23 protein-coding genes and 2 tRNA genes are annotated in these 25,939 nt (G+C 67.3%); 21 read left to right on the forward strand and 4 right to left on the reverse strand.

The features are described from left to right. Positions 1-24 precede the first annotated feature (24 nt). The 10 genes from uvrA to ACTJKH_RS12915 all read left to right on the forward strand — a co-directional run bounded on the left by uvrA (position 25) and on the right by ACTJKH_RS12915 (position 11,399). Positions 25-2,913 (forward strand): excinuclease ABC subunit UvrA, encoded by a 2,889-nt coding sequence (gene uvrA / locus ACTJKH_RS12870; RefSeq protein ID WP_440737251.1) that lies wholly within the window; start codon positions 25-27, stop codon positions 2,911-2,913. Continuing rightward, positions 2,913-4,829 carry an excinuclease ABC subunit UvrC gene (uvrC, locus tag ACTJKH_RS12875; RefSeq protein WP_440737252.1) on the forward strand — a complete coding sequence of 639 codons (1,917 nt, stop codon included), beginning with the start codon at positions 2,913-2,915 and terminating at the stop codon, positions 4,827-4,829. Before uvrA ends, uvrC begins: the two co-directional genes overlap by 1 nt. Positions 4,830-4,859: 30 nt before the next feature. Further along, entirely contained in the window at positions 4,860-5,732 is an 873-nt protein-coding gene (rapZ, locus tag ACTJKH_RS12880) for an RNase adapter RapZ (RefSeq protein ID WP_440737253.1), read from the forward strand. A gap of 68 nt (positions 5,733-5,800) precedes the next feature. Next, positions 5,801-6,778: a DNA-binding protein WhiA gene (whiA, locus tag ACTJKH_RS12885; protein WP_210098275.1), complete on the forward strand. Its 978-nt coding sequence runs from the start codon at positions 5,801-5,803 to the stop codon at positions 6,776-6,778. A 186-nt stretch (positions 6,779-6,964) separates the two neighbouring features. Beyond that, the gene (locus ACTJKH_RS12890; RefSeq protein WP_056307086.1) at positions 6,965-7,591 is read left to right on the forward strand and encodes a superoxide dismutase; all 627 of its coding nucleotides are present in this window, start codon (positions 6,965-6,967) and stop codon (positions 7,589-7,591) included. Between the two features lie 115 nt (positions 7,592-7,706). After that, a complete protein-coding gene (gene gap / locus ACTJKH_RS12895) occupies positions 7,707-8,717 on the forward strand; it encodes a type I glyceraldehyde-3-phosphate dehydrogenase (RefSeq protein ID WP_053096657.1) in 1,011 nt (336 codons plus the stop codon). 10 nt (positions 8,718-8,727) lie between these two features. Then, positions 8,728-9,942 (forward strand): phosphoglycerate kinase, encoded by a 1,215-nt coding sequence (locus ACTJKH_RS12900; RefSeq protein WP_440737254.1) that lies wholly within the window; start codon positions 8,728-8,730, stop codon positions 9,940-9,942. Then, positions 9,933-10,724 carry a triose-phosphate isomerase gene (gene tpiA / locus ACTJKH_RS12905; protein ID WP_259162832.1) on the forward strand — a complete coding sequence of 264 codons (792 nt, stop codon included), beginning with the start codon at positions 9,933-9,935 and terminating at the stop codon, positions 10,722-10,724. Before ACTJKH_RS12900 ends, tpiA begins: the two co-directional genes overlap by 10 nt. Before the next feature lie 73 nt (positions 10,725-10,797). After that, complete coding sequence (gene secG / locus ACTJKH_RS12910) at positions 10,798-11,046, forward strand: preprotein translocase subunit SecG (RefSeq protein ID WP_210098272.1); 249 nt, start codon at positions 10,798-10,800, stop codon at positions 11,044-11,046. Further along, positions 11,046-11,399 carry an RNA polymerase-binding protein RbpA gene (locus ACTJKH_RS12915; protein WP_056307093.1) on the forward strand — a complete coding sequence of 118 codons (354 nt, stop codon included), beginning with the start codon at positions 11,046-11,048 and terminating at the stop codon, positions 11,397-11,399. The genes secG and ACTJKH_RS12915 overlap by 1 nt, the downstream gene beginning before the upstream one ends. A gap of 70 nt (positions 11,400-11,469) precedes the next feature. Here the strand turns inward: ACTJKH_RS12915 and ACTJKH_RS12920 are convergent, their stop codons facing one another. Together ACTJKH_RS12920 and ACTJKH_RS12925 are read right to left on the reverse strand one after the other, a co-directional pair. Next, entirely contained in the window at positions 11,470-12,672 is a 1,203-nt protein-coding gene (locus tag ACTJKH_RS12920; protein ID WP_440737255.1) for a hypothetical protein, read from the reverse strand. 105 nt (positions 12,673-12,777) lie between these two features. Then, positions 12,778-12,848, reverse strand: a tRNA-Gly gene (locus tag ACTJKH_RS12925). Between the two features lie 109 nt (positions 12,849-12,957). Between ACTJKH_RS12925 and ACTJKH_RS12930 the strand changes: the two genes are divergently transcribed. The 11 genes from ACTJKH_RS12930 to ACTJKH_RS12980 all read left to right on the forward strand — a co-directional run bounded on the left by ACTJKH_RS12930 (position 12,958) and on the right by ACTJKH_RS12980 (position 22,906). Continuing rightward, positions 12,958-13,031, forward strand: a tRNA-Pro gene (locus ACTJKH_RS12930). Positions 13,032-13,093: 62 nt separating this feature from the next. After that, positions 13,094-14,629, forward strand: a complete 1,536-nt coding sequence (tig, locus tag ACTJKH_RS12935; RefSeq protein ID WP_440737256.1) for a trigger factor — start codon at positions 13,094-13,096, stop codon at positions 14,627-14,629. 81 nt (positions 14,630-14,710) lie between these two features. Beyond that, entirely contained in the window at positions 14,711-15,208 is a 498-nt protein-coding gene (locus ACTJKH_RS12940) for a tetratricopeptide repeat protein (RefSeq protein ID WP_440737257.1), read from the forward strand. Between the two features lie 81 nt (positions 15,209-15,289). Continuing rightward, on the forward strand, positions 15,290-15,886 hold the full coding sequence (locus ACTJKH_RS12945; protein ID WP_194763381.1) for an ATP-dependent Clp protease proteolytic subunit: 597 nt from the start codon (positions 15,290-15,292) through the stop codon (positions 15,884-15,886). 20 nt (positions 15,887-15,906) lie between these two features. After that, positions 15,907-16,548, forward strand: coding sequence for an ATP-dependent Clp protease proteolytic subunit (locus ACTJKH_RS12950; RefSeq protein WP_210098268.1), 642 nt, complete (start codon positions 15,907-15,909; stop codon positions 16,546-16,548). 157 nt (positions 16,549-16,705) lie between these two features. Then, positions 16,706-17,641 (forward strand): sugar-binding transcriptional regulator, encoded by a 936-nt coding sequence (locus ACTJKH_RS12955; protein ID WP_259162825.1) that lies wholly within the window; start codon positions 16,706-16,708, stop codon positions 17,639-17,641. Continuing rightward, positions 17,638-18,639 (forward strand): deoxyribose-phosphate aldolase, encoded by a 1,002-nt coding sequence (deoC, locus tag ACTJKH_RS12960; RefSeq protein ID WP_210098266.1) that lies wholly within the window; start codon positions 17,638-17,640, stop codon positions 18,637-18,639. The genes ACTJKH_RS12955 and deoC overlap by 4 nt, the downstream gene beginning before the upstream one ends. An 11-nt stretch (positions 18,640-18,650) precedes the next feature. Further along, entirely contained in the window at positions 18,651-20,093 is a 1,443-nt protein-coding gene (locus ACTJKH_RS12965; protein ID WP_210098265.1) for an aldehyde dehydrogenase family protein, read from the forward strand. After that, positions 20,090-20,941: an aldehyde dehydrogenase family protein gene (locus tag ACTJKH_RS12970; RefSeq protein WP_440737258.1), complete on the forward strand. Its 852-nt coding sequence runs from the start codon at positions 20,090-20,092 to the stop codon at positions 20,939-20,941. The genes ACTJKH_RS12965 and ACTJKH_RS12970 overlap by 4 nt, the downstream gene beginning before the upstream one ends. 163 nt (positions 20,942-21,104) lie before the next feature. Continuing rightward, on the forward strand, positions 21,105-22,373 hold the full coding sequence (gene clpX, locus ACTJKH_RS12975) for an ATP-dependent Clp protease ATP-binding subunit ClpX (protein ID WP_210098263.1): 1,269 nt from the start codon (positions 21,105-21,107) through the stop codon (positions 22,371-22,373). Next, complete coding sequence (locus ACTJKH_RS12980) at positions 22,370-22,906, forward strand: NUDIX hydrolase (RefSeq protein WP_440737259.1); 537 nt, start codon at positions 22,370-22,372, stop codon at positions 22,904-22,906. Before clpX ends, ACTJKH_RS12980 begins: the two co-directional genes overlap by 4 nt. A 27-nt stretch (positions 22,907-22,933) precedes the next feature. On the opposite strand, the gene ACTJKH_RS12985 is transcribed toward ACTJKH_RS12980, so the two are convergent. Together ACTJKH_RS12985 and ACTJKH_RS12990 are read right to left on the reverse strand one after the other, a co-directional pair. Continuing rightward, a complete protein-coding gene (locus tag ACTJKH_RS12985) occupies positions 22,934-24,985 on the reverse strand; it encodes a M3 family metallopeptidase (RefSeq protein ID WP_440737260.1) in 2,052 nt (683 codons plus the stop codon). After that, complete coding sequence (locus tag ACTJKH_RS12990; protein WP_440737261.1) at positions 24,982-25,890, reverse strand: LysR family transcriptional regulator; 909 nt, start codon at positions 25,888-25,890, stop codon at positions 24,982-24,984. The genes ACTJKH_RS12985 and ACTJKH_RS12990 overlap by 4 nt, the downstream gene beginning before the upstream one ends. Between the last annotated feature and the right edge of the window lie 49 nt (positions 25,891-25,939).

Genomic DNA, 25,939 nt, shown 5'->3' on the forward strand with positions numbered 1-25,939 from the left:
CGTAGCCCCTCGTAGACTTGATCAGTGCCTATCGTCCCGGTTGCAACCCCAGGAAAACTCAGTGTCCGCGGTGCCCGCGTCCACAATCTCAAGAACGTCGACATCGACATCCCACGCGACTCGCTCGTCGTGTTCACCGGCCTGTCCGGATCAGGGAAGTCCAGCCTCGCGTTCGACACGATCTTCGCCGAAGGGCAGCGTCGCTACGTCGAGTCGCTGAGCGCCTACGCGCGCCAGTTCCTCGGCCAGGTCGACCGACCGGACGTCGACTTCATCGAGGGGCTGAGCCCCGCGGTGTCGATCGACCAGAAGTCGACCAACCGCAACCCGCGGTCGACGGTCGGAACGATCACCGAGATCTACGACTACATGCGCCTGCTCTGGGCCCGCATCGGCATCCCGCACTGCCCCGAGTGCGGTGAGCGCATCCAGCGCCAGACCGTGCAGCAGATCGCCGACCAGCTCATGGAGCTGCCGGAGCGCACCCGGTACCAGATCGTCGCGCCCATCGTCTCGCAGAAGAAGGGCGAGTTCGTCGACCTCTTCCGTGAGCTCGGAGCCAAGGGGTACTCGCGTGCGATCGTCGACGGCGACCTGATCCAGCTCGCCGAGCCGCCCACGCTCAAGAAGAGCTACAAGCACGACATCGCCGTCGTCGTCGACCGTCTCGTCGCGGCCGACGACATCCTCGGTCGTGTCACCGACTCGGTCGAGACCGCACTCGGCCTGGCCGGTGGCGTCGTGCAGGTGAACTTCGTCGATGAAGAAGGCGACGACGCCTGGCAGTCGTTCTCCGAGAAGCTCGCATGCCCGAACGGTCACGCGCTCTCCCTCACCGAGATCGAACCGCGCACCTTCTCGTTCAACGCGCCGTTCGGTGCCTGCCCCGCCTGTTCAGGACTCGGCACGCGCATGTCGGTCGACATCGATCTGATGCTCGGTGACGAGGAGCTCTCCATCCGCGAGGGCGCGATCGTGCCCTGGACCACCCAGGGCAAGGGCCTCTTCCAGTACTACGAGCGACTGCTCGAGGGACTGGCCGACGACCTCAACTTCTCGCTCGACACTCCGTGGCAGGACCTCAGGGTCGATGTGCAAGACGCGATCCTCCGCGGCGACAACTACAAGGTCACCGTCAAGTTCAAGAACCGCTACGGGCGCGAGATGCGCTACGCGTCGGGCTTCGAGGGCGTCGTCCCCTACATCGAGCGTCAGTACGCGCAGGCCGAATCCGACACGCAGCGCTCGCGCTGGGGCGAGTACCTCCGCGAGGTGCCGTGTCCCGTCTGCGACGGCAACAGGCTCAAGCCCGAGGTGCTCGCGGTGCAGGTGCACGGCCACTCGATCGCCGAGGTGTCGCACCTCAGCCTCGCCGACGCCCGCTCCTTCATGGAGACACTGACCCTCACCGATCGCGAGGCGAAGATCGCGGCGCAGGTTCTGCGCGAGATCCGTCTTCGACTCGACTTCCTGCTCCAGGTCGGTCTCTCCTACCTCAACCTCAGCCGTTCCGCCGGCTCGCTCTCGGGCGGTGAGGCACAGCGCATCCGTCTGGCCACGCAGATCGGATCCGGACTCACCGGTGTCCTCTATGTGCTCGACGAGCCCTCGATCGGTCTGCACCAGCGCGACAACCGGCGTCTGATCGACACTCTGCTCAAGCTCCGCGATCTGGGCAACACGCTCATCGTCGTCGAGCACGATGAGGAGACCATCGAAGCGGCCGACTGGGTCGTCGACATCGGACCTGGTGCCGGCGTGAACGGCGGCGAGGTCGTGCACTCAGGGCCGTACTCGGCTCTCCTGAACGAACCCGACTCGATGACGGGGGAGTACCTCTCGGGGGCTCGCGAGATCCCGACGCCGACGAAGCGACGCAAGCTCGACAAGAAGCGCAAGATCAGCGTCGTCGGGGCTCGTGAGAACAACCTCAAGAACGTGAGCGTCGACTTCCCGCTCGGTGTCCTGACGGCGGTCACCGGCGTCTCCGGATCAGGCAAGTCCTCTCTGGTCAACGACATCCTGTATCAGGTGCTGGCCTCGCGGCTCAACGGAGCACGCACGGTTCCCGGCAAGCACACCCGCGTCTCCGGACTCGACAACCTCGACAAGGTCGTGCACGTCGATCAGGCGCCGATCGGTCGCACACCGCGGTCCAACCCGGCGACCTACACGGGCGTCTTCGACAGGATCCGGTCCCTGTTCAGCGAGACCCCCGAGGCGAAGGTGCGCGGCTACCAGCCGGGTCGGTTCAGCTTCAACGTCAAGGGCGGGCGCTGCGACGCGTGCTCGGGTGACGGCACGATCAAGATCGAGATGAACTTCCTCCCCGACGTGTACGTCGACTGCGAGGTGTGCCACGGCAAGCGCTACAACCGCGACACACTCTCGGTGCACTACAAGGGCAAGAACATCGCCGAGGTGCTCGAGATGCCGATCGCGGAGGCCGCGGAGTTCTTCGAGCCCATCCAGGCCATCCACCGCTACATGAAGACGCTCGTCGATGTCGGCCTCGGGTACGTGCGCCTCGGCCAGTCCGCGACGACGCTCTCGGGCGGCGAGGCGCAGCGCGTCAAGCTCGCCACCGAGCTCCAGCGTCGCAGCAACGGGCGCAGCATCTACGTCCTCGATGAGCCGACCACCGGTCTGCACTTCGAAGACGTGCGCAAGCTGCTCGAGGTGCTCAACGGCCTCGTCGACAAGGGCAACACGGTGATCGTGATCGAGCACAATCTCGACGTGATCAAGTCGGCGGACTGGGTCATCGACCTCGGACCCGAGGGCGGATCCGGCGGCGGCGAGATCCTGGCGACCGGAACCCCCGAGCACATCGCGCGGGTCGAGGACAGCCACACCGGCCAGTTCCTCGCCGAGATCCTGGGTGAGGGGCGCGCCGCGAAGAAGGCCAGCTGATGGCCGACGTGCTGCCGTACAAGCCGAGAGCCGGCGAGATTCCGACCAACCCCGGCGTGTACCGGTTCCGCGACGCCGACGGTCGTGTGCTGTACGTGGGCAAGGCCAAGAACCTGCGTCAGCGCCTGTCGAACTACTTCGCGCCGCTGCGTACCCTGCACGAGCGCACCCGGCGGATGGTGACGACGGCATCGTCGGTGGAGTGGACGGTCGTGTCGACGGACGTCGACTCGCTGCAGCTGGAGTACATGTGGATCAAGGAGTTCGATCCGCCTTTCAACGTGCGGTACAAGGACGACAAGTCCTACCCCTTCATGGCGGTCACGCTCGGTGACGAGGCTCCTCGAGTGATCGTGACCCGGAACCGCAAGATCCCCGGTGCGCGGTACTTCGGTCCGTACCCCAAGGTCTGGGCGGTGCACGAGACGATCGACCTGATGGTCAAGGCGTTCCCCATCCGCACCTGCAGCGACTCGAGCTACAAGCGGGCGATGCAGACGGGGAGGCCGTGCTTCCCCGGGCAGATCGGCAAATGCGGCGGGCCGTGCTCGATGACCGTCACGATCGAAGAGCACCGGGCGATGGTCGACGATTTCGTCGCCTTCATGGCGGGCGGCGACGAGCGATTCACCCGAGAGCTGACCACGCGGATGCTGGCGGCATCCGCGGCGATGGACTACGAGGCCGCGGCCAAGTACCGCGACAAGCTCTCGGCGATCGAGGCCGTGCTCGGCAAGAGCGCGCTGGTGCTGGCGACCGACGAGGACGCGGATCTGTTCGGCATCGCGGAAGACGAGCTCGCCGCCGCCGTGCAGCACTTCGTGATCCGCGGCGGGCGCGTGCGCGGTGTCCGTGCCATGACCATCGAGAAGGAGATCGACATCTCCAGCGCCGATCTCGTCGATCAGGTGCTGCAGCGCGCCTACGGCGATGCGCAGGACGTGCCTCGGCGCATCCTCGTGCCGTCGCTTCCCGATGACGCGGCCGAGCTCGAAGTGTGGCTGAGGGAGCGGCGAGGGAAGAAGGTCGAGATCGCGGTCGCCCAGCGCGGTCAGCGCGCCGACCTCATGCGCACGGCGACACTGAACGCCCAACAGGCCCTGATCCGGTACAAGACGAGGCGCACCAGTGATTACGTCGCGCGCACCCAGGCATTGACCGATCTGCAGGATGCGCTGGGGATGACCGAGGCGCCCCTGCGCATCGAGTGCTTCGACATCTCGCACCTCGGCGGCACCAACGTGGTCGCCTCGATGGTCGTCTTCGAGGACGGTCTTCCCCGGAAAGACCAGTATCGATCGTTCAACATCCCCGAGACGACCGATGACACCGATTCGATGTACCAGGTGCTGCGTCGACGCCTGGCCTACCTCGACCGCCCGGAAGAGGCCGAAGAGCCTGCAGCGGAGGCGGCCCTCGCGGGGGAGACGGGCGCCGGCCTCGAAGACGTCGTCGTCGAGGTCAAGCGCAAGCCTCGGTTCGCGTATCCGCCCCAGCTGCTGCTCGTCGACGGTGGTCAGCCGCAGGTCGAGGCGGCAGCGCGGGCCCTCCGCGATGCCGGGCACACCGAGATCGCGGTGTGCGGCATCGCGAAGAGACTCGAGGAGATCTGGCTGCCGGGCGAGGACTTCCCGGTGATCCTCCCGCGCACCAGCGAGTCGCTCTACCTGCTCCAGCGGCTGCGCGACGAGGCTCACCGCTTCGCGATCACGCATCAGCGCAAGCGGCGCAGGAACGACATCTCCTCGGTTCTGTCGGAGGTGCCGGGGCTCGGCGCATCCCGCATCAAGGTCCTTCTCAAGCACTTCGGCTCGGTCACCGCGCTCCGGGCAGCGGCGCCGGGAGAGATCGAGGAGGTGCAGGGGATCGGCCCCGTGCTCGCGCAGAACATCCATACGCATCTCTCCACTCGCTAGGCTGGTGCGTGCGGGGGAGAAGGAGTAACCATGGCTGACGGGGACAAGGGCGAGTTCCTCATCGTCACGGGCATGTCGGGCGCAGGGCGCACGACTGTCGCCAACGCACTCGAGGACCTCGGCTGGTATGTCGTCGACAACCTGCCACCGCAGATCCTCCGTCCGCTGCTCGACCTCACCGACATGGGCGGCAACGCGCTGCCCAAGGTCGCCGCCGTGGTCGACGTGCGCGGACGCAACCTGTTCGACGACTTCCCCGGAGTCGCGCGTGCGCTGCGATCGCGTGGGTCCGTCCGAGTGCTTTTCCTCGACGCGTCCGACGACGTCCTCGTGCGGCGGTTCGAGTCGGTGCGTCGACCGCATCCGCTGCAGGGCGACGGCACACTCCTCGACGGCATCCGCATCGAGCGTCAGAGGCTCGCGCCGATCCGCGAGTCCGCCGACCTCGTGATCGACACCTCGGCCCTCAACATCCACCAGTTGGCCACGCAGGTCTCCGAGCTCTTCTCGGAGGAGGGGGCTGCTCGGCACCGCGTGACGCTGATGAGCTTCGGCTTCAAGTACGGCCTGCCGACCGACGTCGACCTGGTCGCCGACATGCGCTTCCTGCCGAACCCGTTCTGGAACGAGGAGCTGCGCGGCCTCACAGGCAAGGATGAACCCGTCAGGGACTACGTGCTGTCGCGCGAGGGGGCAGCAGAGTTCCTCGACGCGTACACGGCGGCGCTCACCCCGGTGCTCGAGGGGTACCAGCGTGAGAACAAGAGCCACTCGACGGTCGCGATCGGCTGCACGGGCGGCAAGCACCGCTCCGTCGCCATGGTCGAGGAGCTGGCGCGTCGACTGGCCGCCGTCCCCGGCGTCGCGGTCAACGTGCGTCATCGGGACCTCGGCAGGGAATAGCAGGAGCCTCCGTCAGAGTAGGCTGGAGGTTTGCGTCGCGATCCGGCGCGTGAGCGTAGAGGAGTGTCGTGGCACTAACCACCGACGTCAAGGCTGAGCTGGTCAGCATCCGCAATGCACCCCCGACGGTGCGTGTCGCGGAGGTCACCTCGATCCTCCGGTTCGCCGGCGGACTGCACTCCATCGCCGGGCGGGTCGCCGTCGAGGCGGAGGTGGATGCCGAGATCCTCGCGCAGCGTGTCGCGCGCGACCTCGCGGAGATCTACGGTGTTCGGCCCGAGATCGCTCAGGTGCAGTCCAGCACCGCGAACGACGGTGCCCGCTGGGCTGTCAGGGTCATCGCGTCGGGCGAGACGCTCGCCCGTCAGACCGGTCTGCTCGACCAGCGGCGTCGCCCCGTTCGCGGGCTTCCCAACCGTCTCACGACCGGATCTCGCGCCGAGATCGCAGGGCTCTGGCGTGGCGCGTTCCTCGCCGCGGGAACCCTCAGCGAGCCGGGCCGATCGGCCATGCTCGAGGTCGCCTGCCCGTCGTCCGAAGCCGCCATGGCCCTCGTGGGCGCCGCGCACCGACTCGGCGTGGCCGCGAAGGCACGCGAGGTTCGCGGTATGCCGCGCGTCGTGGTTCGTGAGGGCGAGGCCATCCGCACCATCCTCAGCGAGATGGGCGCGCAGAAGACCGCCGTCACCTGGGAGGAGATGCGTCAGCGTCGCGAGGTGCGTGCGGGCGTCAACCGACTCGTGAACTTCGACGACGCCAACCTGCGTCGCTCCGCGCAGGCAGCCGTCGCCGCGTGCGCCCGCGTCGAGCGAGCGCTCGAGATCCTCGCCGACGATGTTCCCGATCACCTGAAGGTCGCGGGTGAGCTCCGGCTCGCGCACCGCGACGCGAGCCTCGACGAGCTCGGCCATCACGCCGACCCGCCCATGACGAAGGATGCCGTCGCCGGACGCATCCGTCGTCTTCTCGCCATGGCCGACAAGCGCGCGCAGCAGGAGGGCATCCCCGGGACCGAGGCCGCCGTTCCCGCCGGACTCGACGTCTGAGACGTCCACCGACACCAGCGAGGCGATCCCTGTCAAGGGGTCGCCTCGCTTCGTCACATAGGGGAAGGATCAGGGTCGGCGACGCGTTGTCGTCACTAGGATGAGTTAAGTCCGCTCTACGCCGCACCTCGGCGGCGCAGAGGATCGGCAAGCGCCGCGGCGCGGCGCGGATTGGATGAAAGCGACATGGCGATTTACACGCTCCCCGACCTTCCCTACGACTTCGCAGCCCTCGAGCCGCACATCAGCGGCAAGATCATGGAGCTGCACCATGACAAGCACCACGCGACGTACGTCGCCGGCGCGAACACCGCCCTCGAGCAGCTCGCCGAGGCCCGTGACAGCGGCAACCTCGCCAACGTGAACAAGCTCGAGAAGGACCTCGCGTTCAACCTCGGCGGCCACGTCAACCACTCGATCTTCTGGACCAACCTCTCGCCGACCGGCGGCGGACAGCCCGAGGGCGAGCTCAAGGCCGCGATCGACGAGTTCTTCGGCTCGTTCGAGAAGTTCCAGGCGCACTTCACCGCCAACGCCCTCGGCATCCAGGGTTCCGGCTGGTCGGTGCTGAGCTGGGACTCGATCGGTCAGCGCCTGATCATCCAGCAGCTCTTCGACCAGCAGTCGAACACGGCCGCAGGCACCGTTCCGCTGTTCCAGCTCGACATGTGGGAGCACGCCTTCTACCTCGACTACCTCAACGTGAAGGCCGACTACGTGAAGGCCGCGTGGAACATCGCCAACTGGGAGAACGTCGCCCAGCGCTTCGAGGCAGCCCGCGAGAAGACGAACGGCCTGCTGGTACTGTCGTAATCGGGTCGCGTCCCGACGGGCCAAGTCTCGTCGGGACGCCATCTCAGCCAAAAACCCCCGCGCATCGCGCACGCACGATTGCTGCGCACCGCGCACGAGAAACAGGGAGACCTGAGTGTCTGTCAAGATCGGTATCAACGGCTTCGGCCGTATCGGACGCAACTACTTCCGCGCGGCTCTCGCGCAGGGAGCGGACATCGAGATCGTCGCTGTCAACGACCTCACCGACAACAAGACCCTTGCCCACCTTCTGAAGTACGACTCCGTGGGCGGCGTCCTCGATGCTGACATCAGCTACGACGACGAGAGCATCACGGTCAACGGCAAGGCGATCAAGGCGTTCGCAGAGCGCGACCCCGCCGGCCTCCCGTGGGGCGAGCTGGGCGTCGACATCGTCATCGAGTCGACCGGCTTCTTCACCAAGGCCGAGCTCGCCAAGAAGCACATCGAGGCAGGCGCCAAGAAGGTGCTCATCTCGGCACCGGGAACCGGCGTCGACGGCACGTTCGTCATGGGCGTGAACGAGGACACGTACAACCCGGAGACCGATCACATCATCTCCAACGCCTCCTGCACGACCAACTGCCTCGCACCGCTGGCACAGGTCTTCAACGACGCGTTCGGCATCGACCGCGGATTCATGATGACGGCTCACGCCTACACCGCAGACCAGAACCTGCAGGACGGCCCGCACAGCGACCTGCGCCGTGCACGTGCCGCCGCGATCAACATCACCCCGGCGTCGACCGGTGCCGCCAAGGCGATCGGCGAGGTCCTGCCCGAGCTCCAGGGCAAGCTCTCGGGCTCGTCGTACCGCGTTCCGGTTCCCACCGGCTCGATCGTCGACCTCACGCTGATCACCGACCGCGAGAACCTCACGGTCGAAGAGGTCAACGAGGCGTACAAGAAGGCCGCTGCCGACGGTCGCCTCGCCGGCTTCCTGCAGTACAACGAAGACCAGATCGTCTCGAGCGACATCGTGCACAACCCGCACTCGTCGATCTTCGACGCCACGCTGACCAACGTCAGCGGCAACCTGGTCAAGGTCTCCAGCTGGTACGACAACGAGTGGGGCTACTCCAACCGTCTCGTCGACCTGACCGAGTACGTGGCAGAGCGTCTCTGAGACTCCTCCCATGACTCTGCGCACCCTGGATTCACTGGGTTCGCTCGAGGGCAAGCGTGTCATCGTCCGTTGTGATCTCAACGTCCCCCTGCGGGATGGGATCATCACGGACGATGGCCGTGTCCGCGCCTCGTTGCCTACCCTCAACGCACTGATCAACGCGGGCGCCCGCGTCGTCGTGTGCTCGCACCTCGGTCGCCCCGACGGTGCGCCCGACCCGCAGTACAGCCTCGCGCCGGTCGCCCAGCGACTGTCCGAGCTGCTCGGCAAGCCGGTCGCGTTCGCGCGCGACACCGTCGGCGAGTCGGCGCAGGAGGCCGTGGCCTCGCTCGAGGACGGCGGCATCGTCGTCATCGAGAACCTGCGGTTCAACCCGGGGGAGACCTCGAAGGACGACGCCGAGCGCGGCGCCTTCGCGGCTCAGCTCGCAGAGCTCGGCAACGTGCTGGTCTCCGACGGATTCGGTGTCGTGCACCGCAAGCAGGCGAGCGTCTACGACCTCGCCGAGCTGCTGCCGTCCGCTGCCGGTCTGCTCATCGCAGCGGAGCTCGACGTCCTCGACCGTCTCACCGAGAACCCCGAGCGCCCGTACGCGGTCGTGCTCGGCGGCTCGAAGGTGAGCGACAAGCTCGGAGTGATCTCGCACCTGCTCCCGCGCGTCGACCGCATCCTCGTCGGCGGCGGCATGCTGTTCACCTTCCTGAAGGCACAGGGCCACGCCGTGGCATCCAGCCTGCTCGAAGAGGACCAGCTCGAGACCGTCCGCGGCTACATCGCCGAGGCTGAGAAGCGCGGCGTGGAGCTCGTGCTCCCGACCGATGTCGTGGTCGCATCCTCGTTCTCGGCCGATGCCGAACACGAGGTCACGGCGGCCGGCGCGATCGAGAACACGGCATTCGGCGCTGCAGGCATCGGCCTCGACATCGGCCCAGAGACCGCTGCTCGATTCGCCGAGGTCATCCGCGGCTCCAAGACCGTGTTCTGGAACGGGCCGATGGGCGTGTTCGAGTTCCCGGCATTCGCGGGCGGAACCAAGGCCGTCGCGCAGGCGCTCACCGAGGTCGACGGACTCAGCGTCGTCGGCGGCGGCGATTCCGCCGCGGCGGTGCGTCAGCTCGGCTTCACCGACGACCAGTTCGGTCACATCTCGACCGGCGGCGGCGCCAGCCTCGAGTTCCTCGAGGGCAAGAAACTACCCGGCCTGGAGGTGCTCGGATGGGCTTGAACACCCGTACCCCGCTGATCGCGGGAAACTGGAAGATGAATCTCGACCACCTGCAGGCGGTCGCGTTCGTGCAGAAGCTGCACTGGACCCTGAAGGATGCCAAGCACGAGGACGGCTCAGTCGAGGTCGCGGTCTTCCCGCCCTTCACCGACATCCGCAGTGTGCAGACGCTGATCGACGCGGACAAGATCCCGTTCGCCCTGGGCGCGCAGGACATCTCGGCACACGACTCCGGTGCGTACACCGGTGAGGTGTCGGGCGCGTTCCTCGCGAAGCTCGACGCGAAGTACGTCATCATCGGCCACTCGGAGCGCCGCGAATACCACGCGGAGTCCGACGAGGTCGTGGCGGCGAAGACGAAGGCCGCGCTCAAGAACGGTCTCTCGCCGGTGATCTGCGTGGGTGAGACCGCGGAGGACCTGGAGAAGTTCGGCGCCAGCGCCGTGCCCGCCGGGCAGCTCGAGGCAGCCCTGCAGGGCCTGTCGAAGGACGCGGACATCGTCGTGGCGTACGAGCCGGTCTGGGCCATCGGCTCCGGCCAGGCGGCGACGCCGCAGCAGGCGCAGGACGTCTGCGCCGCGCTGCGCACCGTCATCGCCAAGGTGCTGGGTGACGACGCCGCGGCGCGCACCCGGATCCTCTACGGCGGATCGGTCAAGGCGGCGAACATCGCCAGCTTCATGCGTGAGCCCGATGTCGACGGCGCACTCGTCGGAGGCGCGAGCCTCGTGGTCGACGAATTCGCCGCGATCATCCGCTTCGAGAAGCACGTCGGCGTCTGAGTGTGGCGGGGNCGCCACACCGTATACTTGACCGTTACCGGGGCAGTCGTGCCCCAGCGAAAGGCTCTTCCTCGTGGAAATTCTCGAGTTCGTCCTGCAGGTGGTGCTGGGCATAACCAGCGTCCTGCTGACTCTCCTCATCCTGCTCCACAAGGGTCGCGGTGGCGGCCTGTCCGACATGTTCGGTGGCGGAATGTCGTCGGCCGTCGGCTCGTCCGGCCTCGCAGAGCGCAACCTCAACCGTTTCACCGTCGTCCTCGCTCTCGCGTGGTTCGTGTCGATCGTGGCGCTCGGTCTCATCACGAAATTCGAGGTCATCTGATGGCTACCGGTGGAAACGCGATCCGCGGAACCCGCGTGGGTTCCGGCCCCATGGGCGAGCAGGACCACGGCTACCACGCCGACCGCATCGCGGTGTCCTACTGGGACGGCCTCGGCAACGAGACGGTCCGCTACTTCGCGGCGGGTCTTCCTGAAGAGGAGATCCCCGAGACGATCGACCACCCGCAGTCGGGTCTCCCCGCCGGGCGTGACAAGGCGAATCCGCCCGCTCTCGCGAAGGCGGAGCCCTACAAGACGCACCTCGCATACGTGAAGGAGCGTCGCACCGACGAGGAAGCCGTCCAGCTCCTCGAGGATGCGCTGACCCAGCTGCGTGAGCGCCGGGGTCAGTGACCTCGGTCTGACTTCACGAGAGAAGCCGTCGCGATCCGATCGCGGCGGCTTCTCTGTTCTCGCGCGACTCTCAGCGGCATCCGCTCGCGGCATCGATATACGACTGCGGCGGATAGCCGTAGGCCCACACGCCGTTCGCGTCGTCGGAGAAGCCCATGCTGATGGCCCACGCGGTGGCCCACTTCTCGATGCTGTCCTGCGTCGACGAGTCGTACATGTCCTCGCACTTGACGCTGATCGCGTGACCGACCTCGTGCGCGACGAGGGCCTTGCTGCGGTCGGAGGGCCACTGCTCGGCGACGGAGTTCGAGAGTTCGATCACCGCGCGGTCGGGTTCGTCCCACCACCAGGTGGTCAGGCCGCCCATGCTGCCGTTGGAACCGGCGCCGTTGACGATCGGGTTCCAGTCGAATTCCATCAGCACGCCGGGGGCGAGGGAGCGGGCGAACGCTTCGATCTCGAGCCGCACGCTCTTCAGCGGACCGGCCTTCTCGGACAGCTCGGCCTTCTCGGAGGCGATCACCTGGCTCGCGGCATCCTGGAGTGCGACGAAGGAGGTCACGGCGGTGTCGTCGAGGGCCGAGGCACCCGCGGCGATCGTCGCCGCGTCACGCAGCGCGATCACGGCGTCGTTCCCGGCCGAGATGTGCGCCTGCTCGAAGGACGCCGCAGCAGTGGCGGCGGATCCGAGGAACGCCAGGCCGGCATCCGTCAGCTGCGTCTCGGCGCTCGTGAGCGCGGGGGACTCCTTCGACAACTCGGTGTCGAGGTCGTCGAGGCGTTCGATGTCCTGGCGGAGGCCCTCCGATGCGCCGAACAGCTCCCAGAAGAAGGCGGGCTTGGAGTCGGCCTCGGGCAGCGCGGCACCGACGACCTTCTCGGCGGATGCCGTGGCATCGCCCGCCCCGTCGACGGATGCCGTCAGCTCGTCCTTGGCCGCGCTGTCGGCGAGCACACCGGAATCGCTGTCGAGCAGGAGTACGGCGGTGTCGGAGGTCGCGACGAGAGCGTCGGCGGCACGCGAGACCTCTGTCACGGTGGCCTGCGTCGCATCGAGCGTGCTGTCGAACTCGTCGCGCGTGTCGTCGTAGCCGAGGCTCGCCGTGATCTGCAGCGCACCCACGGTGGCGACGGCGACAAGGGCACCCGTGACCCAGAGGACGAGTCCGGTTCTCCTTCTTCGCGGTTCGACCGTCGCGGTCGCACTGGTGAAGCGCGCCGGGAGCGCGTGCCCGCCGGGCGTGGGGACGGCGACGCCGGTGGGGTCGGACATGCGGTGGGAACCTCCGGTGGGAACCTGCGTATCTCGACTCTGCCAGATGCATCCCCATACCGGGAAAAGTCGAAGGCCCCCGCATCTGCGGGGGCCTTCGGAGTGAGGGGCTGACGAGAATCGAACTCGCATCATCTGTTTGGAAGACAGAGGCTTTACCACTAAGCTACAGCCCCGTTGTCGACGGGAACCTCTCGGTGTGAACCGACTCTTCGATCATAGCGGACTGACGGAGGTGCTCACGTCCGTTAGACTCGGTGGGGCTGAATCTGCATGCGGATTCCCCGGGGCGTAGCTCAGTTTGGTAGAGCGCCCGCTTTGGGAGCGGGAGGTCGCAGGTTCAACTCCTGTCGCCCCGACACGGCTTCAACGGCCTGACAGCCGCGATTCAGCGCGGAAATCACAAGGAGAGCACACCAGAATGGCGAACAGCACCGTCGAGAAGCTGACCCCGACCCGGGTCAAGCTCAGCATCACGGTCACCCCCGACGACCTCAAGCCCAGCATCGCGCACGCCTACGAGCACATCGCTCAGGACGTTCAGATCCCCGGCTTCCGCAAGGGCAAGGTCCCCGCTCCGATCATCGACCAGCGCATCGGTCGTGGCGCGGTCATCGAGCACGCGGTCAACGAGGGCCTCGACAAGTTCTTCCGCGACGCGACCGTCGAGCACAAGCTCCGCGTCGTCGGTCGCCCGGCTGCCGACATCACGCAGTGGCCGAACGAGAAGGACTTCTCGGGCGACCTGCTCGTCGACATCGAGGTGGACGTCCGCCCCGACATCGAGATCCCCGCGTACGACGGAATCACCCTGACGGTCGATGCCGTCGAGGCTGACGATGCCGCGCTCGACGCCGAGCTCGAGAACCTGCGCGCGCGCTTCGGCACGCTCGTCCCCGTCGACCGCCCCGCGGCGAAGGGTGACTTCGTCGAGCTCGACCTCGTCGCCACCATCGACGGCGCCGAGATCGACCGCGCCGAGGGTGTCTCGTACGAGGTCGGCTCCGGCGAGCTCCTCGAGGGCATCGACGACGCGATCGAGTCGCTCACCGCCGGCGAGGACACCACGTTCCGCTCGGCGCTCGTGGGCGGCGACCACGCCGGCTCCGAGGCCGAGGTCTCCGTGACCGTCAAGGCCGTCAAGGAGCGCGAGCTTCCCGAGGCCGACGACGACTTCGCGCAGATCGCCAGCGAGTTCGACACGATCGCCGAGCTCCGCGCGAGCCTCGCCGAGCGTGTCTCGCAGCAGGGTGTCTTCACGCAGGGCTCCGCCGCGCGCGACAAGCTCGTCGAGACGCTGCTCGAGCAGATCGACATCCCGGTTCCGCCGAAGCTCATCGAGGACGAGGTGCACAACCACCTCGAGGGCGAGAACCGCCTCGAGGACGACGTGCACCGCGCCGAGGTGACCGAGGCCAGCGAGAAGCAGTTCCGCACGCAGGTGCTGCTCGACACGATCGCCGAGCAGGCCGACGTGCAGGTCTCGCAGGAGGAGCTCTCGCAGTACCTCATCCAGTCCGCATCGCAGTACGGCATGGCTCCCCAGGAGTTCGTCGAGGCGCTGCAGTCGTCGAACCAGCTTCCCGCGCTCGTCGGCGAGGTCGCCCGTAACAAGGCTCTCGCGATCGCGCTCGGCAAGGTCAAGGTCGTCGACACGAACGGCAAGACCGTCGATCTGTCGGACTTCATCGTGACCGACGACGAGGCCGAGACCGAGGCAGCCGCCGAGGAGAAGCCGGCCAAGAAGGCTCCCGCCAAGAAGGCTCCCGCGAAGAAGGCCGCCCCTGAGAAGGCCGACGACGCCGAGTCCGCTGAGAAGCCGGCCGCGAAGAAGCCCGCTGCCAAGAAGGCTCCTGCGAAGAAGGCCGACGACGCCGAGGCTGCCGAGAAGCCGGCCGCGAAGAAGCCCGCTGCCAAGAAGGCTCCGGCCAAGAAGGCAGCCGACAAGGCTGAGTGATCGAACACGATCTGTGTGAAAGGGGCGGATGCTGCGGCATCCGCCCCTTTCTCGTGAATGGCCGGAATGAGGAGTGAGCACATGACGAAGACCTGGGATGAGCGCATCGACGAGGTGTGGGCCGACGCGTCGGGGGAGGAGGTCGGCGACGACACCATCGCGCGGATCGACGCCCTCGCCGCAGAGCGCGGCCCGGACGATGCGCGTGCGGAGTTCGAGCGGGCCGGTGCCAGAGACTCCGCCGGTCGCCCGGCGGAAGCGGTCGAGCTGTACCGGCGCGCACTCGCTCTGGGCCTCGACGACGAGCACCGCCCGCAGTGCGTGATCCAGTTGGCCAGCTCGCTGCGCAATCTGGGCGACTACGACAAGGCCCTGTCGGTGATCCGCGCCGAGGAGGCGCTGTCGTCGGACGGCCCGTATCGGGATGCCGTGGCCACCGTCCACGCGCTGATCCTGGCGAGCTCGGGGCGACCGGCTCACGGTCTGTCGGTGGCGCTGCTGGCTCTCGTCCCGCACCTTCCGCGCTACCACCGCTCGATGACCGCGTACGCCCACGAGATCGCGGAACTCGACGCCTGATATGCCGACGGCGAACACGGCCTGGGCGCTGCGTTGTCGCCGGTAGATTCGAATCACTGAAACACGGAATCAGGAGCTGACATGGCTGCAGAACCCCTCCTCGCTACGAGCGTCTTCGACAGGCTGTTGAAGGACCGCATCATCTGGCTGGGATCGGAGGTGCGCGACGAGAACGCCAATGAGATCTGCGCGAAGATCCTCCTTCTCGCCGCAGAGGACTCCGAGAAGGACATCTACCTCTACATCAACTCGCCCGGTGGATCGATCACCGCCGGTATGGCGATCTACGACACGATGCAGTTCGTGCCGAACGACATCGTCACCGTCGGCATCGGTATGGCCGCATCGATGGGCCAGCTGCTGCTGACCGCGGGCACCAAGGGCAAGCGTTACATCACGCCCAACGCCCGCGTGCTGCTGCACCAGCCGCACGGTGGCTTCGGCGGAACCTCGAGCGACATCCAGACGCAGGCGCAGCTCATCACCTCGATGAAGAACCGCCTCGCCGAGATCACCGCCTCGCAGACCGGAAAGTCGGTCGAGCAGATCAACGCCGACGGTGACCGCGACCGCTGGTTCACCGCCGACGAGGCGCTCGAGTACGGCTTCGTCGACCACATCCGCGACTCGGCCACCGACGTCGTCGGCGGCGGCGGAACCGACCAGGACACCAAGTAACGGAAAGCGAAAGGACTCTCATGTACACACCCACCTTCCGCTCTGCCGGCGATCTGCCCTCCAGCCGCTACGTGCTTCCTCAGTTCGAGGAGCGCACCGCGTACGGCTTCAAGCGCCAGGACCCGTACAACAAGCTGTTCGAAGATCGAGTGATCTTCCTCGGCGTCCAGGTCGACGACGCGTCGGCCGACGACGTGATGGCCCAGCTCCTGGTGCTCGAGAGCCAGGACTCCGAGCGCGACATCACGATGTACATCAACTCGCCCGGTGGCTCGTTCACCGCGATGACGGCGATCTACGACACGATGCAGTACGTCGCGCCGCAGATCCAGACCGTCGTGCTCGGCCAGGCGGCGTCCGCCGCATCCGTGCTGCTCGCGGCCGGTCACCCCGGCAAGCGTCTCGCTCTGCCCAACGCCCGCGTGCTCATGCACCAGCCGGCGATGGGCGAGGCCGGACACGGTCAGGCATCCGACATCGAGATCCAGGCGGCGGAGATCCTCCGGATGCGCACCTGGCTCGAGGAGGCCATGGCCCGCCACACCGGCAAGCCGGTCGAGCAGGTCAACCGTGACATCGACCGCGACAAGATCCTGTCCGCCGCTGAGGCGCTGGACTACGGCATCGTCGACCAGGTGCTCACGTCGCGCAAGCGTATGTGACATACCGCGGTTCAGAAAGGACGTCGGCCCCTCGGGGTCGGCGTCCTTTCTCGTATACGCGGCGGATGTGCACCCGGTCAGCGGCGAAGTGCGCATATGAGCACGTAGATGCGCGAACGGTGATCGAGTCGTACACTGGAATCGAGAGGAGGATTCCGTGGAAGAAGAACTCACCATGGTCCGCGTCGCCGAGCTGTACTACGACGAAGACAAGACTCAGGACGAGATCGGTGCCCTCCTCAAGCTCTCCCGCTGGAAGGTGGGGCGCCTGCTGACTCAGGCGCGTGAGCGCGGCATCGTCCGGATCGAGATCGTGCATCCGCGCGCGCGGCGTCTCGGGCTCGAGCGTCAGCTCGTCGAGCGCCACGGGCTCAAGGCCGCGGTCGTCGTTCCGGCTCCCGACGGTGACGACGGAACCCTCGAACGTGTCGCGCAGGCGGCCGCCGACTTCCTCACCGCCATGCGCCCGGTGCCGCGCACCCTCGGCGTCAGCTGGGGGCGCACGCTCCGCGCCGTCGCGGAATCGCTGCCCGACGGGTGGGCGACCGGCGTCACGGTCGTGCAGCTCAACGGGGGAGTGAGCCTCAACCGCCGATCGGGCGGGGCTGCCGGCCTCGCCGTCACGATCGCCCAGCGCGCATCCGGCCATGTCTCCCTTCTGCCGAGCCCCGCGATCCTCGAACGGGTCGAGACGAAACAGGCGATCGAGGCCGACCGCACCGTCGCGGCCGTCCTCGAAGAGGCAGCCGAAGCGCAGGCGTTCCTGTTCACGGCAGGGCCGTGCGACGCCACCTCTGCCCACGTCGAGAACGGCTACCTCTCGGCATCGGACGTCGAGGAGCTCGCCCGCCGCGGCGCCGTGGGCGACGTGCTCGGGCGTTACATCGACGCCGACGGCAACATCGTCGACCCGCAGCTGGATGCCCGGACGGTCGGAGTCGACCTCGGCAGACTGCGCGCCGCGAAGCGCTCGATCTTCGTCACCGCCGGTGACGCCAAGCATGACATCGCGCGCACGGTCGTGACCAGCGGCCTGTGCAGCGTCCTGGTGACAGATGAGACCACAGCACGAGCATTGTTGGAGGAACAATGACGACCCAAGAACTCAGCCGCAGGGCGGCGGTGGACGTCCTCGGCGGTGAGCCGGATGACGCCACGCTCCGCCGGTTCCTGCACGGACTCCCCGGCGTCGACGCCGTCGGGCTCGAGCAGCGCGCTGCCGGGCTCGGCACGCGATCGATCAAGACGACGTCGAAGGCCTGGGCCCTCGACACGATCATCAAGCTGATCGACCTCACCACCCTCGAGGGCTCGGACACACCGGGCAAGGTGCGCTCGCTCGTCGCGAAGGCCAAGAACCCGGATGCGGCAGACCCGTCGACCCCCAAGGTCGCCGCCGTCTGCGTGTACGGCGACATGGTCGGTGACGCGGTCGAGGCGCTCGGCGCCCTGCACGGCGACCCCGATGACGGACTGATCTCGGTCGCGGCCGTCGCCACGGCCTTCCCGAGCGGGCGCTCCTCTCTCGCGATCAAGCTCGCCGACACGGCCGAGGCCGTCGCCGCAGGTGCCGATGAGATCGACATGGTCATCGACCGCGGAGCGTTCCTCTCCGGCCGGTACGGACTCGTGTACGACCAGATCGCCCAGGTGAAGGAGGCGTGCCGCCGTGCGGACGGCTCGTACGCGTCGCTCAAGGTCATCCTCGAGACCGGCGAGCTGAACACGTACGACAACATCAAGCGCGCATCGTGGCTCGGCATCCTCGCCGGCGGCGACTTCATCAAGACGTCCACCGGCAAGGTGCAGCCCGCGGCCACCCTGCCGACGACGCTGCTCATGCTCGAGACCGTACGCGACTGGCACCGCGGCACCGGTCAGCGGATCGGCGTGAAGCCGGCCGGTGGCATCCGCGCATCGAAGGACGCGGTCAAGTACCTCGTCACCGTGGCTGAGACCGTGGGTGAGGAGTGGCTTCAGCCGCACCTCTTCCGCTTCGGCGCCTCGAGCCTCCTGAACGACGTGCTGCTGCAGCGCCAGAAGCTCACCACCGGCCACTACTCCGGCCCCGACTACGTCACGATCGACTAGGAGCCCCGAATATGTCATTCCTGGAATACGCTCCGGCACCGGAGTCGAAGGCCGTCCTGAACCTCAAGGACAGCTACGGGCTGTTCATCGACGGCGAGTTCGTCGACGGTTCGGGCTCGAGCTTCACCACCATCTCTCCCGCCGACGAGACCCGTATCGCCGAGATCGCGTCGGCGTCCGATGAGGACGTCGATCGCGCCGTCGCCGCCGCCCGTCGCGCGTACGACAAGACGTGGTCGAAGATGAGCGGTCGCGATCGGGGCAAGTACCTGTTCCGTATCGCGCGCCTCGTGCAGGAGCGTGCTCGTGAGCTCGCGGTCGCCGAGAGCCTCGACAACGGCAAGCCGATCAAGGAGAGCCGCGACGTCGACGTTCCCCTCGTCGCCTCCTGGTTCTTCTACTACGCGGGCTGGGCAGACAAGCTCGATCACGCCGGCCTCGGCGCGAACCCGCGTTCGCTCGGCGTCGCGGGCCAGGTCATCCCCTGGAACTTCCCGCTGCTCATGCTCGCGTGGAAGGTCGCCCCTGCTCTTGCCGCCGGCAACACCGTCGTGCTCAAGCCCGCCGAGACCACGCCCCTCACGGCGCTGATCTTCGCGGAGATCCTGCAGCAGGCCGATCTCCCCGCAGGTGTCGTCAACATCGTCACGGGCGCCGGCGCCACGGGAGCCGCTCTCGTGCGCCACCCCGACGTCGACAAGGTGGCCTTCACCGGTTCGACCGGAGTCGGCCGTGACATCGCCCGCGCAGTCGCCGGCACCGGCAAGAAGCTAACGCTCGAGCTCGGCGGAAAGGCCGCGAACATCGTCTTCGACGACGCTCCGATGGAGCAGGCCGTCGAGGGCATCGTGAACGGGATCTTCTTCAACCAGGGGCATGTGTGCTGCGCCGGCAGCCGTCTACTCGTGCAGGAGTCGATCCACGACGAGGTCATCGACCGGCTGAAGAGCCGCCTGTCGACGCTCCGTCTCGGCGACCCGCTCGACAAGAACACCGACATCGGTGCGATCAACTCGGCGGCGCAACTGGCTCGCATCCGGGAGCTCAGCGACATCGGCGAGGCCGAGGGTGCCGAGCGCTGGACCGCGGACTGCGCGATTCCCGACAAGGGATTCTGGTTCGCTCCGACGATCTTCACCGGTGTCGAGGCATCGCATCGCATCGCCCGCGACGAGGTCTTCGGGCCCGTCCTGTCGGTCCTGACGTTCCGTACGCCGGCCGAGGCGATCGCGAAGGCGAACAACACCCCGTACGGTCTCTCCGCCGGGATCTGGTCCGACAAGGGATCGCGCATCCTCGCCGTCGCAGACCGTCTTCGCGCGGGCGTCATCTGGGCGAACACGTTCAACCGATTCGACCCGTCGAGCCCGTTCGGCGGATACAAGGAGTCCGGATACGGCCGCGAGGGCGGGCGTCAGGGTCTCACCGCATACCTGAAGGGGGCATCCGCATGAGCAAGCGATTGACCGTTCCGAAGACGTACAAGCTCGCCATCGGAGGCGCGTTCCCCCGCAGCGAGTCTGGGCGCACCTACGAGGTGCTCTCGGCGAAGGGCGCGTTCCTCGCGAACGCCGCTCAGGGATCCCGCAAGGATGCCCGCGATGCCGTCGTGGCCGCTCGCTCGGCCGTGAAGGGCTGGTCGGGCGCGACCGCCTACAACCGCGGACAGGTGCTCTACCGGGTCGCCGAGGTGCTCGAGGGGCGTCGCGCGCAGTTCATCGACGAGATCTCCGCGCAGGAGGGTGTCTCGGCCTCCGCCGCGGCAGCGCAGGTCGACGAGGCGATCGATCTCTGGGTCTGGTACGCGGGTTGGTGCGACAAGTACGCGCAGGTCGCCGGCAACGCCAACCCGGTATCGGGTCCGTACTTCAACATCTCGGTCCCCGAGCCGACGGGAGTCGTCGCGATCGTGGCACCGCAGGACTCCGCGCTCCTCGGTCTGGTGTCGGTCGTCGCGCCCGCCCTCGTGGCGGGTAACGCGGTCGTCGTGATCGCGAGCGAGCGGCATCCGCTCTCGGCCATCAGCCTCGCCGAGGTGCTCGCGACGAGCGACGTGCCGGGGGGAGTGGTGAACGTCCTCACCGGGTCGCCGGCCGAGATGGCACCGTGGCTCGCGTCCCACCAGGACGTCAACGCCCTGGACCTGGCGGGTGCGGGCGATCTCGAGTGGATCGACCTGCAGATCGCCGCCGCCGAGACGCTCAAGCGCGTCCTCGCACCCGGCGAGGTCATCGCGTCGCCCGAGCGCATCGGTGCCTTCACCGAGGTCAAGACGGTCTGGCACACGAAGAGCATGGTCTGATCCGAACACCCCGGAGGCCCGTCCCGCGCAACGCTCGGGGCGGGCCTTCTGTGTACCGGTCGATACGGACTCGAGATGTCCTCCGACGCGCCAATGCGTCCCGGTGTCGGGTGCAGCGGTTAGGCTCAGTAGACGATCTCTGGATCCCCCTAGGAGGACGCGCATGGCCCGTATCGGTGAAAGCGCTGACCTGTTCAAGTGCTCGTTCTGCGGAAAGAGCCAGAAGCAGGTGCAGCAGCTCATCGCTGGCCCCGGTGTGTACATCTGCGACGAGTGCGTCGAGCTGTGCAACGAGATCATCGAGGAGCGGATGGCAGAGTCGTCCGCCGAGGGTGGCGCAGACTTCGAACTGCCCAAGCCCCGCGAGATCTTCTCCTTCCTCGAGGAGTACGTCGTCGGTCAGGAACCCGCGAAGAAGGCTCTGGCCGTCGCGGTGTACAACCACTACAAGCGCATCCGGGCGCACGGCACGCTGCAGACGGCCGAGCAGAAGGCCGAAAGCATCGAGATCGCCAAGAGCAATATCCTGCTCATCGGTCCGACCGGCTGCGGCAAGACCTATCTGGCCCAGACGCTCGCGAAGCGCCTCAACGTGCCGTTCGCCGTCGCCGACGCCACGGCGCTGACCGAGGCGGGCTACGTCGGTGAGGACGTCGAGAACATCCTGCTCAAGCTGATCCAGGCGGCGGACTACGACGTCAAGCGTGCCGAGCAGGGCATCATCTACATCGATGAGGTCGACAAGATCGCCCGCAAGGCGGAGAACCCGTCGATCACGCGCGACGTCTCGGGCGAGGGCGTGCAGCAGGCGCTGCTCAAGATCATCGAGGGCACGGTCGCATCGGTGCCGCCTCAGGGCGGACGCAAGCACCCGCACCAGGAGTTCCTGCAGATCGACACGTCGAACGTGCTGTTCATCGTCGCCGGCGCATTCGCCGGCCTCGAGGACATCGTGTCGGCGCGCGTCGGCAAGCACGGCATCGGCTTCGGTGCACCGCTGCATGACAAGGGCAAGGACCTCGATCTGTTCAGCGAGGTGCTCCCCGAGGACCTGCACAAGTTCGGTCTGATCCCCGAGTTCATCGGTCGACTGCCCGTGGTCACCTCGGTCTCGCCGCTCGACCAGGATGCGCTCATCGACATCCTGACCGGCCCCCGCAACGCCCTCGTCAAGCAGTACCAGCGCATGTTCGAGCTCGACGGCGTGCAGCTCGAGTTCGAGGAGGACGCGCTTCGGTCCATCGCCGACCTCGCGGTCGAGCGCAAGACCGGCGCCCGCGGACTCCGCGCCATCCTCGAAGACGTGCTCGGCCCGATCATGTTCGAGATCCCCTCCGCCGAAGACGTCGCGAAGGTCATCGTGACCCGAGCCGCCGTCGACGAGGGCGCCCCTCCCACGATCGTGATGGAGCGCAAGCGCAAGAGCGCGTGAGCCCGACTCCGGCGCCCTGGCGGGTCGTCGACAGCGAGACCGTCGTCGCCGACCGATGGATCCGCGTGCGTGCCGACGACTGCCGCGATGCGGACGATCGTCGGATCGCGCCCTATTACGTGCTCGAGTACGGAGACTGGATCTCAGTGCTCGCGCTGGATGCCGACGGCCACGCGATCGTCGTCGAGGAGTACCGTCACGGAGCGGGGATCGTCGCTGTGGGCACGATCGGAGGCGGCGTGGAATCCGGCGAATCTCCGATCGGCGCGGCGGCTCGGGAGCTTCGCGAGGAGACGGGGTACGAAGCGGGCGAGATCGTCGGACTCGGATCCACCTGGGCGAACTTCGGCAACCACACCAATCGCGTGCATCACTTCCTCGCCCGCGACTGCGTCCGCGTCACCGAGCAGGAGCTCGACGACAGCGAGGCGATCGCCGTGCACGTCGTGTCGCTCGACGGCCTCGGCGATCACCTCGCGCAGAGCTACCACCAGCTCACCTGGTACAAGGCGATGGAACTGCTCGACCGCTGAGACGAGCGGGAGCCCGGAGGATCCGGCTCAGGTATCCAGTCCTCGCCGCGTCAGCAGCGGTGCGATCTCGGCGTCGCGTCCGCGGAAGTCGCGGTAGGCGTCGAGCGGGTCCTTCGAGCCGCCCACGCCGAGGAGGCGTGCGCGGAACCGATCGCCGTTCTCGCGTGTGAGTCCGCCGTTCTCGCGGAACCAGTCCACGGTGTCGGCGTCGAGCACCTCACTCCAGATGTACGAGTAGTACCCGGCGCTGTACCCGCCCGAGAACACGTGCGCGAAGTAGGTCGACGAGTAGCGTGTCGGCACCACCGGGTCATCGAGGCCGATGTCGGCGAGCGCCGCAGCCTCGAACGCGGCGACGTCGGCGACCTCGGCATCGGAACCCACTCGGTGCCATGCCTGATCGAGCCACGCGGCCGCGAGGTACTCGCTGGTGTCGTGCCCCTGGTTGAAGGTCTCTGTCGCGCGCAGGCGCTCGACGATCGCGGGGTCGAGTGCCTCACCGGTCTCATGATGCCGGGCGTAGTTGTCGAGGACCTCGGGCCACAGGATCCACATCTCGTTCACCTGGCTGGGGAATTCGACGAAGTCGCGGAAGACGTTGGTGCCGGCGAAGTGCGGATAGGTCACCACGGCGAAGAGGCCGTGCAGGGCGTGCCCGAACTCGTGGAAGAGCGTGGTGACCTCGTCGAGAGTCAGCAGGGTCGGTTCGCCGTCGCCGGGCAGCGGCACGTTGAGGTTGTTCACCACGACCGGCAGGCTGCCGCGAAGGCGCGACTGGCTCACGATCGGGTTCATCCATGCGCCCCCGCGCTTCGAATCGCGCGTGTAGAGGTCGAGCACGTACAGCCCGAGCTCGGTGCCGTCGGCGTTGTGCACCTCGAACACGCGCGCGCCCGGGTGATAGGCCACCAGGTCGTGCCGTTCGCTGAAGGTGACGCCGTAGAGCTGTGTGGCGGCGAAGAAGACGCCGTCCTGCAGCACTCGCTCGGCCTCGAACCAGGGGCGGAGAGCGCTCGTGTCGATGTCGTAGCGCGCGGTGCGCACCTTCTCGGTGTAGAACGCCCAGTCGTGCGCCTCGACAGGGAAGGGAGCGCTCTCGGTCTCGTCGACGATGGCCTGCAGGGCTTCGCGTTCCGCGCGGGCATTGCGTGCGGACGGGGCGGCGAGGTCACGCAGCATCCGCTCGACCGCCTCGGGGGTCCCCGCCGTCTCGTCGGCCGTGACGTAGGCGGCGTGCGATGGGTAGCCGAGCAGTTCCGCACGCTCTGCGCGCAGTCGTACGATCTCGCGCAGCACCGGGCGGTTGTCGTTCGCGTTGTCTCGTGATCCCCTGGCTCGAGAGGCGGCCATGATCCGCCGGCGCGCGTCGCGGTCACGGAGCTGCGCTAGGTAGGGGTGCCCGGTGAACAGGGGGAGCGAGATCACGAACCTGCCGTCGAGACCGCGTTCCTCGGCGGAGCGGGAGGCGGCAGAGAGCTCACCCGAGCTGAGACCCGCGAGTTCGTCGGCGGAGTCGAAGACGACAGCGAGGTCGTTGGTGTCGTTCAGCAGATTGCGCTCGAAGGTGTTGTTCAGCGTCGAGAGCTGCTGGTTGAGCTGCGTGAGGCGGGCTTTCGCGTCGTCGTCGAGGGCGGCTCCTGCATGAGTCATCTCGCGGTGGTGTCGTTCGACGAGGTAACGCTGCTCCTCATCGAGGTCGAGATCCGCGAGCTGTGCGTGCACCTGCTGCACGCGCCAGTAGAGGGCGCCGTCGAGCGTGATCGCATCCTGGTGCGCGGCCATCAGAGGGGCGAGCTGCTCGTCGATCTTCTGGATCTCGGCGGTCGCATCAGCCGAGGTCACGGTGTAGAAGGCATGCGCCACACGGTCGAGAAGTTCGCCCGCGCGCTCGAGCGCCTCGATCGTGTTCTCGAAGGTCGGCATGGAGCGCACCATCGTGATCCGCGAGACCTCCCGGAGGTGCTCGTCGAACGCGGCCTCGAAGGCGGGCAGATAGTGCTCGGACCTGATGGCGGCGAAGTCGGGAAGACCGTAGGGGAGCGTGGACGGCTGGAGCAGCGGGTTCGAGGCGTCGGTCATCCTCTGAGCCTAGCCATGACCCGCTGCAGGGCCTCGACGACGAGGCGCACGGACTGCCGCCTCAGGTTCTCGGGCCGGGCGAGCACATCGATCATCCGGTGGGTGCTGACGCCACGCAGCGGCAGTCGGACGATGTCGCGGTCGTCGACGGTGCGGGTGGTGTAGCGCGGCAGCATCCCCAGAACCCCTCCTGCGGCGACGACCGCCGCGACGGCCCCGTAGTCGTTGACACGGTGGCGGATCTCGACGGGGCGTCCGGCGACGGCCGAGACGGCGCGCAGCACGTCGTCGGGGGAGTAGCCCGCGCGACTCGTGACCCACGGGCTGTCGACGACGTCGAAGGACGTCACCTGTCCGCGCGAGGCGAGGGGGTGGGCTGCCGCGACGGCGACGTCGAGCGGCTCGCGCACGAGCGCCAGACTGCGCACGCCGTCCGTCGGCCACGGTGGGGAGTGCTCCATGCGATGTGCGAGCACCAGGTCGTATCGGGCGGTGAGTGCGGGGAATTCGCTCTGCGCCACGTCCTCGTCGGTGAGCCGCACGTGAGGAGCCGCGTCTGCGGCGTCGAGCTCACGGATCAGAGAGCCGAAGAGCGCCTGCCCCACGCTGTGGAACCCGCTGATCGTGACGATGCCCGTGCTGTCGCCTTCGAAGTCGTCGAGCGCGCTCCGCGCTGCCGCCATGGCATCGATCGCCTCGGCGCCGGCCGTGGCCAGCACCCCTCCCGCGGAGGTCAACATCAGGCGACGGCCGTCCTTGCGAGTGAGCGGCGTGCGGAAGTTCCGCTGCAGAGCCGCCAGGTGCTGCGACACCGCGGATGGGGTGACGCCGAGGTTCTCGGCGACGGCGGCGACGCTGCCGAGGGCGCCGAGCTCTCTGAGGATCTGCAGCTGATGGAGTTCCATTCGGAAAGGTTAGCTCCGACTACATGATCGGTGCAGCAATCTGCGATTG

Origin of the sequence: Microbacterium sp. 22215 (genome assembly GCF_052045655.1) — a bacterium.
Lineage (GTDB): Bacteria > Actinomycetota > Actinomycetes > Actinomycetales > Microbacteriaceae > Microbacterium > Microbacterium phyllosphaerae.